Below are 16,979 nucleotides of genomic sequence, written 5' to 3'. Positions count from 1 at the left end.
CGGGATCCGCCCCCCGGCCCCGCCTCCGGCTCTGCTCCGAACCGCGTCCGCGAACCCGCCCGCGTCACACTCCGGCGGAAGGCAGGACGGGCGGCGGGAGGACGGCCCGCGCATGGAGAAGGCGGGGCGGCCGAAGCCGGACGGGCGGGCCGCGGGGCAGGACGGGCGGGCCTCCGGGCATGACGGGCGGGCCTCCGGGCAGGACGGGCGGGCCTCCGGGCAGGGCGGGCGGGCCTCGTCGAAGGGTGCGCCCGCGCGGGACGGGGAGAAGCCGGAGCACCCGGAGCGCATCGAGAACCCCGAGCGCCCGGGTCTCCACGGAGGCGGGGACCGGCCGGGGACGGGCGACCGCTCGGAGGGGCCGACCGCCCGACGCTGACGGCCCGGTCGTGTACGAACGGGCCGCACCAAGCCGTATACGACCGGGCCGTGGTCCGGTGTGGCCGCACGCCCCGGGGCGTGCGCCGTACCGGCCGTTGCACGGGGCGTACGCCCGCCCGCACTCCCGTACCGCCTCCCCGCCGCCCCGGCCGCCTCGACTTCCGGCTGTAACATGAACCCGATCTGATCGACCGACTCTGTCTGACGCAGAGCTGGCGCGACCGTATGGCGGTCGTGGCGTCGCTCCTCCGCACCCCTTGAGCGGGACGCCCGGCATCTACCGCAGTTCCGCGCGAAGAGGACAGCTCTCGGCAGCCCCCGTACGCCTCGACGGCGTCCCGGGCGCGGTGCCACCAGGCGGCAGAAAGGCACGGCCGTGGCGTCCACGGTCCCCGTCCGGCCCGGATACGGGCAACTGCTGCGCACCCCCGGTGCGTGGACCTTCCTGCTCCCGGGCTTCGCCGCCCGGCAGCCCTTCGCGATGCTGACCATCGGCATCGTCCTGCTCGTCCAGCACACCACCGGCTCCTACGGCAGCGCGGGCGCCGTCGCGGCGGTCTCCGGTGTCTCGATGGCCCTGTTCGCGCCGCAGAGCGGCCGGCTGGCGGACCGGTTCGGGCAGCGGACCGTGCTGCTGCCCGGCGTACTGGTGCACACGGTGTCGGTCGGCGCGCTGACGGCGCTCGCGCTGGCGCACGCGCCCCTGTGGGCGCTCTTCGCCGCCGCCGTACCGACCGGTGCCGCGATCCCGCAGATCGGCCCCATGGTGCGCGCCCGCTGGGCGGCGCTGCTGGGGGCCGCGCCCGGCCGCCCGGCCTCCCCGCTGATGGCGACCGCCGCCGCGTTCGAGTCGGTGACCGACGAGTTCACTTTCGTTCTGGGGCCGGTGCTCACCACCGCGCTCTGCACCGGCGTGCACCCGGCGGCCGGGCTGGTCACCGAGGCGACGCTGACCCTGATCGGCGGGGCGCTCTTCGCGGCGCGGCGCTCCACCGAGCCCGCCCCGCACTCCCCCGCCACCGGCTCCGCGCCGCGTACCTCCGCCCTGGCCGTCCCCGGTGTCCGGGTGCTGGCGATCACGTTCCTGGGCATCGGCGCGGTCTTCGGCGGCCTGCAGGTCTCGCTGACCGCGTTCGCCGAGGAGATCGGCCACCCCGGCGTGAACGGCCTGCTGTACGGGGTCTTCGCCTCCGGCAACATGCTGGCCGGGATCGTCTGCGGCGCGGTCGCGTGGAAGCGCGGCCCCCGCCGCAGGCTGATCGTCGGGTACGCCGCACTGACCCTGACCGCGTCCGCGCTCTGGGCGGTGCACTCCGCGCCGCTGATGGCCGGGCTCGGCTTCCTGGTCGGGCTCTCCATCGCGCCCGCGCTGATCAGCGGGTACACCCTGGTCGACGCGTTGGCCCCGGCCTCCGCCCGGACCGAGGCGTTCACCTGGCTGACCGGCTCGGTGGCCCTGGGGCAGGCGGCGGCCGTCACGGTGGCCGGCCGGCTGGCCGACGAGCGAGGCGCGAGCAGTGGATTCGTCGTCCCGCTGGTGGCCACGGTGGTCGCGCTGGCGACCCTGCTGGCCCTGCGTTCGCGGCTTCTGCCGGCCGCGTCCGGACGGGCCGTGGCACGTGGGATCGGTCACCGGGAGCCGGTCACGGTGGACTGATTCCACGGAATAGGTCAGTATGGAACGTCGTTAGCACTCACTGAGTGAGAGTGCCAGGAGGAGCAAGTGCCGACCTATCAGTACCAGTGCACCGAATGTGGCGAAGGCCTTGAGGCGGTGCAGAAGTTCACCGATGACGCCTTGACCGTGTGCCCGAACTGCGATGGACGCCTCAAGAAGGTGTTCTCCGCGGTCGGCATCGTCTTCAAGGGTTCCGGTTTCTACCGGAACGACAGCCGTGGATCGTCGTCGAGCAGCACGCCTGCTTCGTCGTCCACCAAGTCGTCCGAATCCGCTTCGAAGTCGTCGTCGAGCTCCGACTCGGGCTCGTCTTCGTCGTCCTCGGCTTCGTCTTCGTCGTCGGCTTCCACCGCCTCGGCCTCGTCGTCGGCCGGTTCGTCGTCCTCCTCGGCCTCGTCGAGTGGCTCGGCCGCCTGAGGCAGGCAGCACCACACAGCTCCACCACGCACAGCTTTACCGGGACTCCGCCGATCACCTCGGCGGAGTCCTCGTGCTGTCCCCCGCCAAGGGCTTGGGCGAATCGAGGTGTTGCTTCCCCCCAAGCCCTTAGCCTGACCGCATGGTGAACGCAGGCACGATCACGGACGCGGGTACGCGCCGGGCCGGGGGGACGTCATGAGCGCTGGTACGGGTACGGATTCGACCGCCGCGGCGGTGACGGGTGCGGCCTCGGGGCCCGGCGCGGAGATCGGCGTCATCGGGGGCTCAGGGTTCTACTCCTTCCTGGACGACGTCACCGAGGTGCGGGTGAAGACCCCGTACGGGGACCCCAGCGACTCCGTGTTCCTCGGCGAGATCGCCGGCCGCCGGGTCGCCTTCCTGCCCCGGCACGGTCGCGGCCACCACCTTCCGCCGCACCGCATCAACTACCGCGCCAACCTCTGGGCGCTGCGTTCCCTCGGCGTGAGCCAGGTGCTCGGCCCGTGCGCGGTCGGCGGTCTGCGGCCCGAGTACGGCCCTGGCACCCTGCTCGTCCCGGACCAGCTGGTCGACCGCACCAAGGCGCGCGCCCAGACCTACTACGACGGCGAACCGCTGCCCGACGGCACGGTGCCGAACGTGGTGCACCTCGGATTCGCCGACCCGTACTGCCCCCGGGGGCGCGCCGCCGCGCTCGCCGCGGCACGTGGGCAGGACTGGGACGCGGTGGACGGCGGGACGCTGGTGGTGGTCGAGGGGCCGCGCTTCTCGACCCGCGCGGAATCGCGCTGGCACGCGGCGATGGGCTGGTCGGTGGTGGGCATGACGGGCCACCCCGAGGCGGTGCTCGCCCGTGAGCTGGGCCTCTGCTACTCAACGATGACTCTGGTCACAGACCTGGACGCGGGGGCCGAGGCGGGCGAGGGCGTGTCCCACGAGGAGGTGCTCCGGGTGTTCGCAGAGAACGTGGACCGGCTGCGCTCGGTGCTCTTCGACGCGGTGGCCCTGCTGCCCTCGGAGGAGAGCCGCGACTGCGTGTGCACCCGCGCGCTGGACGGTCTCGACACGGGGATCGCGCTGCTGGACGGTCTCGACACGGGGATCGCGCTGCCGTAGTGCGGGGCGCGGGCTCTGCGTCGAGTGGGACCCGGGGCGCGTTGTGGAGGCCTGCCGTGTCGGGCCCGCTGCGGGGGCGCGGGCCTGTTTCACCCCTGCGGGTGGCGGAGTTTTCCACAACCGGTGGACGGTCCACAGGCCCCAGCGGGATCCGCGTGCACGGGAGAGGGTGAGGGGGCCCGACCGGGACGTCCGGCGGGCCTTCCGCACACACCTCAGGTGGCGCCATGTTCCCGAACACCACGACCCGTCCGCCCGCCGGCCCCTCGGCCCCGTACGCGGACGCCGGGCCCGCCCCGACCGCCCGGGCCGCCCGGACCGCCCCCGGCAAGCCCGCACCCGGGTGGGCACGTCCCGGCGGAACCGCCCGCCTCCCGTCGCCCGTACCGCCCCGGTGCGCGGTCCCCGACTTCCCGCCGCTGCGGGTGCGGAGCGGTGGCGGCACTCTGCGTCTGCGGCGCGCGCTGTACGGCCGGCAGCGCGCCCTGGCGGCGGGTTTCGCGCTGGCGGCAGCCGCTCTCGCCGCGTCGGGGCTGGGTGCCGCGGTGGGCAGGGCGGCGGGCGTACCGGGCCCGGAGCGGGCGCGCCCACCGGTGCGCCTGGTGTCCGCGCCGGTGCGGATCGCGGACGCGGCGACGGTGCGGCTGCTGCGCCCCGGCGACCGGGTGGACGTGATCTCCGCTCCGGCGTCCGGGGACGGTGCGCGGGTGGTGGCACGCGCTGTCCGGGTCCGCCGCGTCCCGGGCACACCCGGACCGGACACGGCGCGGGCCGACCGGCCGCCCGCTGGTGCGGGAGAGCCGGGCTGGGCAGATCCGGGCGCGCGAGATCCGGACGGTGGCGCGTTGGTGATGCTGTCGGTGACCCGCGAGACGGCGGTGGCGCTGGCCGGCGCCCATGCGACGGGCGAGCTGCTGGTGGCGGTGTCCGATGCGTGACGACGCGGCCACGGCCGTGCGGCCCGGGGCCACGGCCCCCGCGCGGCCCGGGACTTCGCCGGGCCGGTGGCTCAGATGTGGTGCGGGGGCTTCTCGTCCAGGAAGCGGGCGAGGTCGGCGGCACCGCCACCGGCCGAAGGCCGTCCTCCCCAGCCCTGGTCCGTGTCGTCGGACGACTGCTGGTCCAGCGGATCGCCGAAGTCCAGCTTCGGCCGCGGCTTGGCCTGCTCCGGCTTCGGCCGCGCCGACTCGGGCCGCTCCGGGCTCTCCGGGTTCTCCGGGTTCTCCGGGTTCTCCGGCTGCGGCTCGCTGGTTCCGGGGGCGGGGACGGTGCTCATGCCTCCAGGGTACGGCGGCGGGAGCACCGGCCCCGGCGGCCCGGTCAGCGGTCCTTCGGGTCCAGCCACCAGAGCCCGAGGACCGCCAGGAACGACAGGCAGAGGAAGCCGGCACCCCACCAGGCGGTTCCGGTGTTGCCCTCCATCCACTCGTCGACGATCACCAGCAGGCCCCAGAGCTGGCCGACGACCACGGTCATCGCCAGCACCAGGCGGGCGGTCAGCTTGGCGGACCGCTCCGGCTCCTGGTCGGTGCCGGCCCCCGGGCCCGGTCCGGTGTGCCGGACCCGGGGGTCGCCGTAGCCGCTGGTGGGCCGGATCTGCGGATAGCGCTCCTTGACGGGCCGGTTCAGTTCGGGCCGGGCACTCCCCGGGTGGTACTCCGGGTATGCCGGGCCCTCGGGCGGCGGCTGTTCCTCGGTCACGCCCGGCCACCTGCCTTCGCGTCAGTGGTCTTCGCGTCAGAGGTCTTCGTGTCACGCGGCTTCATGTCACGCGGCTTCATGTCACGGGCCTTCATGTCACGTGCCTTCGTGTCACCGATGCGGTGCGCGGATGCCGTTCCGGTGCGTTCCGGTTCCTCGGCGCTCCCGTTCCCGCTGCGGCCAGGTGCTTCGACGCCGTCGGCCGTGCCGGGGCAGCCGAGGCGGCCGGCGAGGCCGGGGTTGGTCTCCTGGAGCTGGCGGCAGACGCCTTCCTCGATGGACTCGCCGGACCGGGTCGTGCCGATCGCCCAGACGCTGCCGTCGGTCTCTTCGGAGATGACCACCTTGGGGAGCCCACGCGGCGGCGGACCGGCGGTAACCTCGCCGGTGCGCGCGTCGAAGACGCCCTCGTGGCAGGGGCAGTACAGCTCGCCCTCGGTACCCCGGTCCTTCCGCCACAGCACGGCGCAGGCGAGGTGGGTGCAGATCGCGGAGTAGCCGACGAGGGTGCCGTCGTCGAGCCGTACGGCCACCGCGCGATCCTCTTCGCCCGGGTAGCGGAAGGCGAGGGACTCACCGGGGAGCAGCCGGGAGGCGATCATCTTGGGCTGTGCCGGCTTGCCGTCGTCGGTGTCGCCGTGGCGGTGCAGGATGCCGGCTGCCACCCCGATGCCGCCGACGGCCAGCCCACCGGAGACGGTGGTGACGATCCGGAGGTAGTCGCGGCGGGTGGTGAGGGCGTCGGCGGAGATCCGGTCGTGCAGGGCCTCGCGGGGGTCGTTCCCGGGGGGCCGCTCGTTGCCCGGGGGCTGTTCGGTGACGCTCATCGGCGGACGTCCTTACCGTTGATCTCGACGACGGGCAGCCCGCCGGGTACGGGCCACTGGACCTTGTCCGCGGGGACGACCATGGCGACCCCGGTTCGTACCTCGGTCGACCCGAAGACGAAGGTGTCGGCGACCTGGACCCCGGGGCGCTCCGCCTGGAGCTCCTCGACGGTTCCGTAGAAGAGGGCTCCGGTGGGGCAGACGGTGGCGCACATGGGGGCGAGGCCGTAGGCGGTGCGGTCGTAGCAGAGGTTGCACTTCAGCTGGAGCTTGGCTTCGAGGTCGATCTTGGGTACGCCGAAGGGGCAGGCGTTGACGCAGTTGGCGCAGCCGATGCAGCGGGTGGTGTCGGCCTGCTGCACCACGCCGTCGGCCGTCACGAGGATGGCGTCGGCGGGGCAGACCTCGGCGCACGGGGCGACGGGGTCCTCACAGTGCATGCAGACGGTGGGGAGGGAGGCGACGCTCTGTCCCTCGTCGGTGTAGTCGAGGTGGATCATCGACTTGCCGCGGTGCGAGTCGCATTCGCGGCAGGCGGAGACGCATGCCTGGCAGCCGATGCAGCGGCCTGGATCGATGAAGATCGTTCTGCCCATCACGGGGCGTCAGCTCCTCTCCGAGGTGCCACGGCCCTGCGGGGACGTGGGGGGCAGCGGGTCGGTCCGGGAGACCTGGGTCTCCGGGTACGCGACGTGCCCGGGGGCGACGGGCGGCGAGGGCACGATGTCGAGCTCGGCCGCGTGCTCGATGCGGCAGGCGCACACCTTGTACTCGGGGATCTTCGAGCGGGGGTCGAGCGCGTCGATGGTGAGGGCGTTGGCGGCGGTGGGGACCGGCCAGTGGTACGGCACGAAGACGGTGTCGGGCCGGATCGCCTCGGTGACGAGGGCGGGGAAGACCTCGCTGCCGCGCCGGGTGACGACCCGGACGGGTTCGCCGGTGCGGAAGCCGTGGGACGGGTGGACCTCCGCCCAGGGGCGGGGCGTCTGCTCCACGAGGGCGCCGAGCCGGCGGGTCTGGTTGCCCGAGAGGAAGTGCGCGACCGTGCGCCCGGTGGTGAGGGACATCGGGAACTCGTCGCTGTACGGGTCCATCGGCAGGTGCCACTCGACGACCTGGAGGTGGATCTTGCCGTCCTCGTGGTAGGTCCGGCCGTCCTCGAAGAGGCGGGGTGTGCCGGGGTGGTCCGTGGTGGGGCAGGGCCAGGCGATGCCGCCGGTCTCCTCCAGCCGTTCGTAGGTGATGCCGTAGTAGTCGATGACGGTGCCCCGGGAGGCGAGGCGCAGTTCGTCGAAGACCTCGCGGGAGCCGGCGAAGGAGAACTTGTCGCCCTCGCCGAGGCGCCGGGCGAGTTCGCACATCACCCAGGTGTCGGTCCGTACGCCGGGGGGCGGCTCCTGCGCCTTGTTGTGCTTGACGACGCGGGCCTCCGCGTTGGCCATCACGCCGTCGTCCTCGGCCCAGGTGGTGACGGGGAAGACCACGTGGGCGTTGGCGGCGGTCTCGGAGAGGAAGAAGTCGAACTGGGCGTGGAACTCGGTGGCGTCGTACCCCTCCTTGACCACCCGGTAGTTCGGGAGGGAGACGAAGGGGTTGTTGCAGATGCCGATCAGGCCGCGGATCTCACGGCGCTGCATCTGCCAGACCATCTCCATCATGGAGGTTCCGGCGGTGGGGAGTTCGGACTCCTCGATGCCCCAGACCTCACAGATCTGGCGGCGGTGCTCCTCGTTGAGGATGGAGCGTCCGCCGGGCAGCAGGTCGGCCTTCTGACCGTGCTCGCGACCGCCCTGGCCGTTGCCCTGGCCGGTGAGGGTTCCGTATCCGGCGCCGGGCTTGCCGATGTGGCCGGTCGCGGCGCAGAGGTTGATCACGGTGAGGCAGTTCTCGACGCCCTGCGAGTGGTGCTCGATGCCCCGGGCGTGCCAGGCCATGGCCTTGGGTGCGCGGGCGAAGGTCCGGGCGACCTGGACGATCTGTTCGGCGGGAACACCGCAGATCCCGGCCGCGCGGGACGGCGGGTACTCGGCCGCCTTGGCCTTCACCTCCTCCCAGCCGGTGGTGTGCTCGGCGAGGTACGCCTCGTCGGTGAGCCCCTCCTCGACGATCACGCTGAGCACGGAGTTGAAGAACGCCGAGTCGGTGCCGGGCTTGAGCGCCACGTGGATGTCGGCGGTCCGGGCGACGGCCGTCTCGCGCGGGTCGACGACGATGAGGGAGGCGCCCCGGTCCCGGGCTCCCCAGACGTACTGGGTCAGCACGGGGAAGCACTCGCCGACGTTGGATCCGGCGATGAGCAGGCAGTCGGTGAGCAGGATGTCGGAGAAGGGGTTGCCGGCCCGGTCGATGCCGAAGGCGAGTTTGTTGGCCCCGGCGGCGCTGACCATGCAGAGACGGCCGTTGTAGTCGACGTGCTTGGTCTTGAGCGCGACCCGGGCGAACTTGCCGACCAGGTAGGTCTTCTCGGAGAAGAGGCTGGCGCCGCCGAGGAGGCCGAACGCGTCCTTCCCGTACATCTCCTGGATGCGGCGGATCTCGGCGACGGTGAAGTCGAGCGCCTCGTCCCAGGAGACCTCGGCGAACTCCTCGTCGCGGGAACGGCGCATCAGCGGGGCGGTGAGCCGGTCGGGGTGGTTGACCTGCTGGTAGGCGTTGATGCCCTTGGGGCAGAGCCGCATCCGGTTGATGTCGTGGTTGCGGGGTTCGACGCCGAAGACCTTGCCGCCCTTGTCGACCCGCAGATACATCCCGCACTGGACGCCGCAGAAGCAGCAGTGGGTGGGGACGAGCGTCTCGCCGTCCTGGTCGGCATGCCACTGGTCGGCGGGGATGCCTCCGGCGTCGCGGAACGCGCGGGTGCCGGGAGGGGCGAGGGAGGGGTCGAGGGGTACGGCGGCACGGTCGCCCGACGGGGCGGGGGGCACGGCCGAGCCGTGGTCGGCGGCTCGCGGGTCCGCGGTCACTTGAAGCCCTTCTTCACATGGGTGAGGTAGGCGCTGCCGCGCAGCACCCGCTTGCAGCGCGGGCAGTACTCGGCCCACTCGTCGAAGTCGAGCCGCAGGTCGCGCATGGTGCCGCGGAGGTTCTCGACGTAGGGCTCGGTGTCGATGTCCTGTCCGCAGCGCCGGCAGGTGAAGACCTCGTCCCCCTGGCGGGCGGTGTACTTGAACAGCTGCATGCCGACCGCGGCCGGGCGCTGGACGATGTGGAAGAACTTCCCGAACGGGATGTAGATGAGGGTGAAGACCACCGCGACCATGTGGAGGACGGCGAGGAACTCGTAGCCTCCGCCGTGCAGGAAGATCGACGAGAAGGTGAGCAGCAGCCCGGTGACGGAGATGACGATCAGCGCGATCAGCGGGATCAGGTCGTAGCCGAAGCGCTGTCCGGTGCTGGCGCCGCGGTCCTTCATGCGGCGCCAGAGGAAGTACGAGGCGCCGGGGATGACGAGGACGGCCGCGAGGTCCAGGCCGTGGAACATCACCCAGCCGATGAAGCTCAGCGAGTCGAAGCCGAGGATCTTGAAACCCCAGATCCGCATCTCGTACCCGGGGCCGGACCCGGACCCCGAGGTGAAGGTGAACCAGCCCCAGGTCAGCGGGAAGGTGATCAGGGCGGCCAGGATGCAGCCCCAGAAGATCAGTTGGTGGGCGGCCCAGCGGGCGTGCGAGCGGGCGCCGAGGAACTTCTGGAAGCCGAGGTAGGTGGCGATCATCTTCGGCAGGGCGGTGGGGGCCTGACGGAAGTTCTCGGCGGAGAAGAGGCTGCGCCAGCCCTGCTTGAAGAGGCGTGCGGCGCCGGGGGCGGAGATCCAGACCGTGTAGCGGTAGGCGACGCCGAAGGCCAGGAAGACGCTGGCGACGGCGTAGGGCAGCAGGGCGGAGTCGAAGTTCAGCAGCAGCCTGCTGCCGAGGACGATCGCGAGGATCAGCAGGACCGACACGGCCGCGCCGACCATGGTCGCCCGCGCGTTGACGGACCCGGGCAGGGCGGCTGCCGCCCTGCGGAGGGCACCGCCAGGCCCGGACGGGGGCGGTTCCTCGGTGGTCACGCGCGCCGAGACGCCGGACGAGGAGGACGGATCACCGGGCGTGGGCGGTACGGCGGAGGCTTCTGGTGGCTCGGTCACTCGACCACCGTAGGTACTTATGGGTGCTTTTACTCTGTTTTAGACCTCGCCCGGGTGAGCGCATCCCCTACATGGCGGGCCCCCGCACGGCCCGCCCCGCGTGGCGGCCCGCGCAGGACGGACCCATGCGGGGCGGCCCGCGTACGGGGGGGTGTACGGGGGGCAGCGATGGCGGCTCGGACCGCGCGCAGTCCGTGGGAGGCGAAGACCGCACGGGCGGAAGCGATCCGCTCGGGGCGGGCGAGGGGGTGTCGCACAGGGCGAAGGGCTCACCCAGGCTCTCCCGCTCCCGGCTCCCCCGACGCGCGGAAGGACAGTACGTCGACACGGGAGACGCCGCGGATGAAAGTCCACCAACCGGGTCGAATCCGGATGGAACGCCGACTCGCCCCGGCCGGCGGGGAGTTCGGCAGGACTTTCGAGCGCGACGGGAACTTTCCGCCGCCGTCCCACGTTTTTTCCAACCCCGGCGACGATGTCGGAGCCAGGGACTACGTTAAGCACGCACCACGTCACATGCGGCAACGGCCTGGAGACAGCACCTTGAGCGATCCGTACGAGACAACCGAGCAGCACCTCGACCGACTCCTGCGACGGGCCCTCAACTCCTTCGACCTGCCCGACAGCACGGTCGAGCGACTCGGCACGGCACTCGCGCACAGCAGCACCCTGCACTCCTCGCACCACAGCGCGGAGCTGCACCGCGAGACGTACCGTCACACCTACCTGCTCACCGACGGCAGCGCGCTCAGCCTCTGGGAGCTGGTGCACGGCGGCGGCCGGGACGCGCCCACCGCCCGGGAACACGAGCTGTACGACGACGAGGCGGACGCCCATGTCGCCGCGGCCCGGGTCACCGGCGAGTTCACGGACGCCCCGGCATTCGCCGAGGACGCGCCGACCATCGACCTGGACACGCTGAACGCGCTGATGGCCGCCCCCGCGGGGCCGTCACCCCGGACGTACGCCCCCGACAACAGCGCCGACCACGCCCGCCGGGTGCTGCGCCGCGCGGAGAACCCGGACCGTCCGGGCGGGCCCACGGCACGGCTGCTGCGCTCGGCCTTCGCCCACCACATCACCCAGATCTTCGGCCGGCAGTTCCGGGTGGGCGGCCACGACGCCGGGTTCACTCTCTACGAACACGCGTTCCTGCTGCTCGACGGCAGCGAGACCAGCCTCTGGGAGGTCGAGCACACGGCGACCGAGGACGGCCGACACATGTGCGAGGTCTACACCGACGAGCAGACGGCCCGCGACGCGATGGAACACCGCACCCGCATCTGCTGAGCCGCCCGGGCGCACCTTCCGCCCGGGCGCACCTTCCGGCCGACACCGGACGCGAGGCCTGAGAACCGGACCCGGACCCGCCCCGTCCTTCGAGCCGGTCCTCGCCCCGCCACCCGGCCCCGGACATGAGCGAGCCCCGACGCCGGGGGGGGTGGGCGCCGGGACTCGGTCCATGGGACCGGTGCGAAGACCGGTCGTCGGGCCGGTGCGAACCGGCTTGATGGGGAGATTACGGGTTATTGGCTCACGCCGCAGCGTCAAAGCCCGTGTCGCGCGCCATTCGCTTCAATTCGACCAACGCGTGCTTCTCGATCTGGCGAATCCGCTCACGCGTCAGACCGTGTTCCTTGCCCACTTCGGTCAGCGTCCGCTCACGGCCGTCCTCGATCCCGTAACGCATCCGGATGATGGAGGCGGTGCGGTTGTCGAGCTTGCCGATCAGCTCCTCCAGCTCCTCGCTGCGCAGCAGTGACATCACGGACTGCTCGGGCGAGACCGCGGAGGTGTCCTCCAGCAGGTCGCCGAACTGCGTGTCGCCGTTGTCGTCGACCGGCATGTTGAGGCTGACCGGGTCGCGGGCCCAGTCCAGGACGTTGCTGACCCGCTCGGTGTTGGAGTCCAGCTCGGCGGCGATCTCCTCGTGCTCCGGGTCGCGCCCGTGCTCGCGGTTGAACTCGCGCTGGACCCGGCGGATGCGGCCCAGCTCCTCCACCAGGTGGACGGGGAGGCGGATCGTGCGGGACTGGTCCGCTATCGAGCGGGTGATGGCCTGACGGATCCACCAGGTGGCGTAGGTGGAGAACTTGAAGCCCTTGGCGTAGTCGAACTTCTCGACCGCGCGCACCAGGCCGGCGTTCCCCTCCTGGATCAGGTCGAGCAGCGGCAGACCCGCGCGCGGGTAGCGACGGGCCACGGCGACGACGAGACGGAGGTTGGAGCGGATGAAGACGTCCTTGGCGCGCTCGCTCTCGTCGAACAGCGCTTCCAGCTCCTCGGGCTTCGCCCCACCGGCGTCGCTCTCGACCTCACCGTCGAGGATCTTGCGGGCGTAGACACCCGCCTCGATGGCCTGCGACAGCTCGACCTCCTTGGCGGCGTCGAGCAGGGGCGTTCGCGCGATCTCGTCGAGGTACATGCCGACCAGGTCGCGGTCGGCGATCTCCCCGCTTCCACCGCGAACACTGCGGGCCCGTTCGGTCCCACCGGTGGGTGACGAACGACGGGCGACGGCACGGGTTGCCATGCGTGCTCCCTTGCTGAGTAGGTCGCGACACCCTTTCGGGTGCCCTGCATCCGATGGAAACAACGACTGGAATCCGGACAGAATTCCCCAGCACCGGCTTCAGTTTCGAGATCATGCAGTACCCTGTCGGCCGCCGACAGGAGGACAGATGTCCCGCATACCCACGGATACGCAGGTCAGACCCGGTACGGAGGGTGATCTGGCAGCTCTCACGGAGCTGTACAACCACTACGTCCGTGAGACGGCGCTCACATTCGACGTGACCCCGTTCACTCCGGAGGAGCGCCTGCCCTGGCTGCGCGCCCACCCGGACCACGGCCCGCACCGCCTGCTCGTCGCCGTGGACACCGGTACGGCCGAAAAGGACGGCGGGACACCGGGCGGCGGCAGGGTGCTGGGGTACGCCACCAGCAGCGCGTTCCGCCCCAAGGCGGCGTACGGGACCTCGGTGGAGGTCAGCGTCTACTGCGCGCCGGACGCGACGGGCCTGGGCATCGGCACGCTGCTCTACACGGCGCTCTTCGAGGCACTGGCCGACGAGGACCTGCACCGCGCGTACGCGGGCATCACTCAGCCGAACGTGCCGTCCGGGCGCCTCCACGCGGCCTTCGGCTTCCGCCCGCTCGGCACGTACACCGAGGTGGGGCGGAAGTTCGGGCGGTACTGGGACGTGAGCTGGTTCGAGAAGCCTCTGTAGACCGGGAGGGAGCCGCGGGCTCAGCCGAACTGGACCGAGCGCTTCGCCAGCCCCATCCAGAAGCCGTCGATCACACTGCGGCCCCGGTCGAGCTCGTCCTCGGAGGCGCCCAGCGTCACGAAGAGTGGCGCGAAGTGCTCGGTACGGGGATGGGCGAGGCGGCCGGCCGGGGACTTGCGCTCGAAGTCGAGCAGCGCGTCGATGTCCTGCGCCCGAAGGGCCCGGTTCCCCCAGTCGTCGAACTCGGCCGACCAGCCCGGGGTGCCGCCCCCGGCGTGGCGGAGCGCGGCGAGGTTGTGGGTGAAGAAGCCGCTGCCGACGATCAGTACGCCCTCGTCCCGCAGCGGGGCGAGCTTGCGGCCGATGTCCATCAGCTTGCGCGGGTCGAGGGTGGGCATGGAGATCTGGAGGACCGGGATGTCGGCGTCGGGGAACATCTCCACCAGCGGGACGTACGCGCCGTGGTCGAGGCCGCGGTCCGGGATGTCCTGGACCGGCGTACCGGCGGCGCGCAGCAGCTTGCGGACGTCCTCGGCCAGCTCCGGGGCGCCCGGGGCGGCGTACCGCACCTGGTAGTAGTGCTCGGGGAAGCCCCAGAAGTCGTAGACGAGCGGCACCGTGGTGGTGGCGCCGATCGCGAGGGGGGCCTCCTCCCAGTGGGCGGAGACGATCAGGATCGCGCGCGGGCGGGGCAGGTCGGCGGACCAGGCGGCCAGCTCGTCCGTCCACACCGGGTCGTCGGCGAGCGGCGGGGCGCCGTGGGAGAGGTAGAGAGCGGGCATCCGCTCGGCGGTGTCGGTCATGACGCTCCCCATCCGCTGCGGCTGGTGACGATTCTCCTCCGGTGGACCCGGTCCGGCTTCCGGAGCGGGAGGGGCCCGCTCCGGCTCCCGGCGAACCTCCCGCGCGACAGCTTCTTGAATCTTCAAGTTCCTATGCGAGTGAGCCTAGACGCATCTAGTTCAACTTTCAAGAAAAGTCGTACAGTGGTCACATGACCACGGCACCCACGACCGGCACACGGTGGCTCACCGACGACGAGCAGGGCGTCTGGCGTGCCTATCTCCAGACGACCACACTGCTGGAGGACCATCTCGACCGCCAGTTGCAGCGGGACGCGGGCATGCCGCACGTCTACTACGGGCTGCTCGTCCAGCTCTCCCAGTCGCCCGGTGGGCAGCTGAGGATGACCGAGCTGGCGAAGGACGCCAAGATCACCCGCTCCCGGCTCTCGCACGCCATCGCCCGGCTGGAGAAGAACGGCTGGGTGCGCCGGGAGGACTGTCCTACCGACAAGCGCGGCCAGAACGCGGTCCTCACCGAGGAGGGCCACGCGATGCTGCGGCGCTCGGCACCGGGCCATGTCGCCGCCGTCCGCCAGGCGATGTTCGACCGGCTCACGCCCGAGCAGGTGTCCCGGCTCGGGGAGATCATGCGGACGCTGGCGGCGGGGCTGCAGCCGGACCGCGCCGACGCGGACCTGCCCTGGCTCCGCTGAGGCGGAGAAGCCGGGAGCGGACACGAAGGCGGCGGGAGCGAATACGGGCCTGCCCCGGCCCCGCCACGGGTGGCGGCGGATACGGGCCTGCCCCGGCCCCGCCGCGGGTGGCGGCGGGACCGGGGCAGGAGAACCGGGCGCGATCAGCTGATCAGTGCGCGATCACCGGGATCTTGAACTCGTCCTCCTCGGCGTCACGCGTGCCGCCGCCCTGGCTCACCGGGCCCATGCTGGGCTTGCCGGCGTTGATGAGGGTGAAGGCGATGGCGGAGGCGACGACGAGGATGCCGACCGCCCACCAGATCGCGCTGGTGTAGCCGTCCACCAGGCCCTGGAGCTGGAGCAGCTTCGGGTCGGTGGCGCCCGCCGCGTGGTCGGCGACGAACGCGGTGGTGGCGCTGGCGGCGACGGTGTTCAGCAGGGCCGTACCGATGGCGCCACCGACCTGCTGCGAGGTGTTGACCATCGCGGAGGCGACGCCCGCGTCACGCGGCTCGATGCCGTGGGTGGCCATGGACATGGCCGGCATGAACGCCGTACCCATGCCGAGGCCGAGCAGGACCATGCCCGGCAGGATGACGCCGGCGTACGAGGAGCCGACCTCCAGGCGCGTCAGCAGCAACATGCCGACGGCGGCGAGCAGGAAGCCCGGTCCCATCAGCAGACGCGGCGCGACGCGGGTCATCAGGCGGGCGCCGATCTGCGTGGAGCCCGTGATCATGCCCGCGACCATCGGCAGGAAGGCGAAGCCGGTCGAGAGCGAGCTGTACCCCTTGACCACCTGGAGGTAGTAGGTGAGGAAGAGGAAGAGGCCGAACATGCCGATGACGGCGAGGCCCAGCGAGAGGTAGATGCCACCGCGGGTGCGGTCGCCGAGCACGCGGAGGGGCAGCAGCGGCGACGAGACGCGCGACTCGACCACGATGAAGGCGGCCAGCAGCACGACGGACGCGACGAACGAACCGACCGTCAGCGCGTCCGACCAGCCGGCCGACTCGGCGCGGGTGAAGCCGTAGACCAGCGAGACCAGGCCGAGGGTGGAGAGCAGCACGCCCGGGATGTCGAGCGAGGAGCGGTTGCGCGTACCGGCGGGCTCACGGATGTAGAGGTACGCACCGACCGCCGCGATGACCGCGAACGGGATGTTGACGAAGAAGGTCCAGCGCCAGTTGAGCGAGTCGGTCAGGAAGCCGCCGAGCAGCAGGCCGACCGCGCCGCCACCACCGGCGATGGCACCGAAGATGCCGAACGCCTTGGCGCGTTCCTTGGCGTCGGTGAACGTCACGGCCAGCAGCGAGAGGGCGGCGGGCGCGAGCAGGGCCCCGAAGACGCCCTGGAGGGCGCGGGAGCCGAACAGCAGCGCCTGGCCGGTGGCCGCACCGCCGAGCGCGGAGGCCAGCGCGAAGCCGATCAGGCCGATGGTGAAGGTGCGCTTGCGGCCGAAGAGGTCGGAAATCCGGCCACCGAAGAGCAGGAGCCCGCCGAAGGCGAGGGCGTAGGCCGTGATGACCCACTGCTTGTTGGCGTCGGAGATGCCGAGGTCCACCTGGGCCTTGGGCAGCGCGATGTTCACGATGGTCGCGTCGAGCACGACCATCAGCTGCGCGAGGGCGATGAAGGCCAGGGCCTTCCAGCGCCCGGGGTCGGGAGCCGGTACGCCGGCGTTCTTCGACAGGGTTTCTGACATGGGAATAGCCACCTAAGGACATGCGCGGGACCGGCGGGACGTCGATCGCGAGGGTTCGTGCGAGGCACGCGTGGGACGTGACGGGCGCGCGGAGACGCACCCGGGCACGGGTGAAGAGAAGAGACGAATCGTCTGGAAACGGCTTTCGGGGCGGGCTCCACGGGACGCGGGGGCGGGCGGTCGGACGCCCGGTGCGGCGGGCGGGGCACGGGCGGGAGCGGCGACGAGGAGGCGCTGTCGCACGGCATCTTCGACGCGTACACCAAGCTCAACCTGCGCTACTCGCAGATGGCCCCGATCACCATGTGGGAG

At 71.7% G+C, this 16,979-nt stretch carries 16 protein-coding genes and 1 pseudogene; 8 read left to right on the top strand and 9 right to left on the bottom strand.

Annotated elements, in window-relative coordinates; genetic code table 11:
* The 5 genes and pseudogenes from ACWD3D_RS19860 to ACWD3D_RS19840 form a co-directional block, all read left to right on the top strand.
* Window positions 1–379, top strand: a pseudogene (locus ACWD3D_RS19860) (hypothetical protein); the annotation flags it as partial.
* A gap of 378 nt (window positions 380–757) precedes the next feature.
* Entirely contained in the window at window positions 758–2,038 is a 1,281-nt protein-coding gene (locus tag ACWD3D_RS19855; RefSeq protein ID WP_451462148.1) for an MFS transporter, read from the top strand.
* A 66-nt stretch (window positions 2,039–2,104) separates the two neighbouring features.
* Window positions 2,105–2,476, top strand: a complete 372-nt coding sequence (locus ACWD3D_RS19850) for an FmdB family zinc ribbon protein (protein WP_451462147.1) — start codon at window positions 2,105–2,107, stop codon at window positions 2,474–2,476.
* A gap of 198 nt (window positions 2,477–2,674) precedes the next feature.
* A complete protein-coding gene (locus tag ACWD3D_RS19845) occupies window positions 2,675–3,595 on the top strand; it encodes an S-methyl-5'-thioadenosine phosphorylase (RefSeq protein WP_451462146.1) in 921 nt (306 codons plus the stop codon).
* A gap of 227 nt (window positions 3,596–3,822) precedes the next feature.
* Window positions 3,823–4,533 carry a hypothetical protein gene (locus ACWD3D_RS19840; protein WP_451462145.1) on the top strand — a complete coding sequence of 237 codons (711 nt, stop codon included), beginning with the start codon at window positions 3,823–3,825 and terminating at the stop codon, window positions 4,531–4,533.
* Window positions 4,534–4,604: 71 nt separating this feature from the next.
* Here ACWD3D_RS19840 and ACWD3D_RS19835 read toward each other — a convergent pair whose 3' ends face one another.
* The 6 genes from ACWD3D_RS19835 to ACWD3D_RS19810 are packed head-to-tail and all read right to left on the bottom strand — an operon-like array spanning window position 4,605 to window position 10,252.
* Window positions 4,605–4,871, bottom strand: coding sequence for a hypothetical protein (locus ACWD3D_RS19835; protein WP_451462144.1), 267 nt, complete (start codon window positions 4,869–4,871; stop codon window positions 4,605–4,607).
* Window positions 4,872–4,915: 44 nt separating this feature from the next.
* Complete coding sequence (locus ACWD3D_RS19830; RefSeq protein ID WP_451462143.1) at window positions 4,916–5,296, bottom strand: hypothetical protein; 381 nt, start codon at window positions 5,294–5,296, stop codon at window positions 4,916–4,918.
* Entirely contained in the window at window positions 5,293–6,123 is an 831-nt protein-coding gene (locus tag ACWD3D_RS19825) for a Rieske (2Fe-2S) protein (RefSeq protein ID WP_451462142.1), read from the bottom strand. Before ACWD3D_RS19825 ends, ACWD3D_RS19830 begins: the two co-directional genes overlap by 4 nt.
* A complete protein-coding gene (locus ACWD3D_RS19820) occupies window positions 6,120–6,722 on the bottom strand; it encodes a 4Fe-4S dicluster domain-containing protein (RefSeq protein ID WP_327177372.1) in 603 nt (200 codons plus the stop codon). The genes ACWD3D_RS19825 and ACWD3D_RS19820 overlap by 4 nt, the downstream gene beginning before the upstream one ends.
* A gap of 6 nt (window positions 6,723–6,728) precedes the next feature.
* Complete coding sequence (locus tag ACWD3D_RS19815) at window positions 6,729–9,086, bottom strand: molybdopterin oxidoreductase family protein (RefSeq protein WP_451462141.1); 2,358 nt, start codon at window positions 9,084–9,086, stop codon at window positions 6,729–6,731.
* Complete coding sequence (locus ACWD3D_RS19810; RefSeq protein ID WP_451462140.1) at window positions 9,083–10,252, bottom strand: MFS transporter; 1,170 nt, start codon at window positions 10,250–10,252, stop codon at window positions 9,083–9,085. The genes ACWD3D_RS19815 and ACWD3D_RS19810 overlap by 4 nt, the downstream gene beginning before the upstream one ends.
* Before the next feature lie 543 nt (window positions 10,253–10,795).
* Between ACWD3D_RS19810 and ACWD3D_RS19805 the strand changes: the two genes are divergently transcribed.
* Window positions 10,796–11,542 carry a DUF6227 family protein gene (locus ACWD3D_RS19805; RefSeq protein ID WP_451462139.1) on the top strand — a complete coding sequence of 249 codons (747 nt, stop codon included), beginning with the start codon at window positions 10,796–10,798 and terminating at the stop codon, window positions 11,540–11,542.
* Window positions 11,543–11,786: 244 nt separating this feature from the next.
* On the opposite strand, the gene ACWD3D_RS19800 is transcribed toward ACWD3D_RS19805, so the two are convergent.
* A complete protein-coding gene (locus ACWD3D_RS19800; RefSeq protein WP_451462138.1) occupies window positions 11,787–12,785 on the bottom strand; it encodes a sigma-70 family RNA polymerase sigma factor in 999 nt (332 codons plus the stop codon).
* Between the two features lie 148 nt (window positions 12,786–12,933).
* On the opposite strand from ACWD3D_RS19800, the gene ACWD3D_RS19795 reads away from it, so the two are divergent.
* On the top strand, window positions 12,934–13,482 hold the full coding sequence (locus ACWD3D_RS19795; protein ID WP_451462137.1) for an N-acetyltransferase family protein: 549 nt from the start codon (window positions 12,934–12,936) through the stop codon (window positions 13,480–13,482).
* Window positions 13,483–13,502: 20 nt separating this feature from the next.
* Here the strand turns inward: ACWD3D_RS19795 and ACWD3D_RS19790 are convergent, their stop codons facing one another.
* Window positions 13,503–14,285, bottom strand: coding sequence for a dioxygenase family protein (locus tag ACWD3D_RS19790; RefSeq protein WP_451462136.1), 783 nt, complete (start codon window positions 14,283–14,285; stop codon window positions 13,503–13,505).
* Window positions 14,286–14,476: 191 nt separating this feature from the next.
* Here ACWD3D_RS19790 and ACWD3D_RS19785 point away from each other — a divergent pair, with 191 nt between their 5' ends.
* Window positions 14,477–14,980, top strand: coding sequence for a MarR family winged helix-turn-helix transcriptional regulator (locus tag ACWD3D_RS19785; RefSeq protein ID WP_451462135.1), 504 nt, complete (start codon window positions 14,477–14,479; stop codon window positions 14,978–14,980).
* A gap of 151 nt (window positions 14,981–15,131) precedes the next feature.
* On the opposite strand, the gene ACWD3D_RS19780 is transcribed toward ACWD3D_RS19785, so the two are convergent.
* Entirely contained in the window at window positions 15,132–16,667 is a 1,536-nt protein-coding gene (locus ACWD3D_RS19780) for an MFS transporter (RefSeq protein WP_451462134.1), read from the bottom strand.
* Window positions 16,668–16,979 lie beyond the last annotated feature (312 nt).

It is taken from the genome of Streptomyces sp. NPDC002690, from assembly GCF_053592415.1.
Note: the sequence above shows the minus strand (reverse complement) of the source record. Positions and strands in the feature narration are given on the sequence as shown.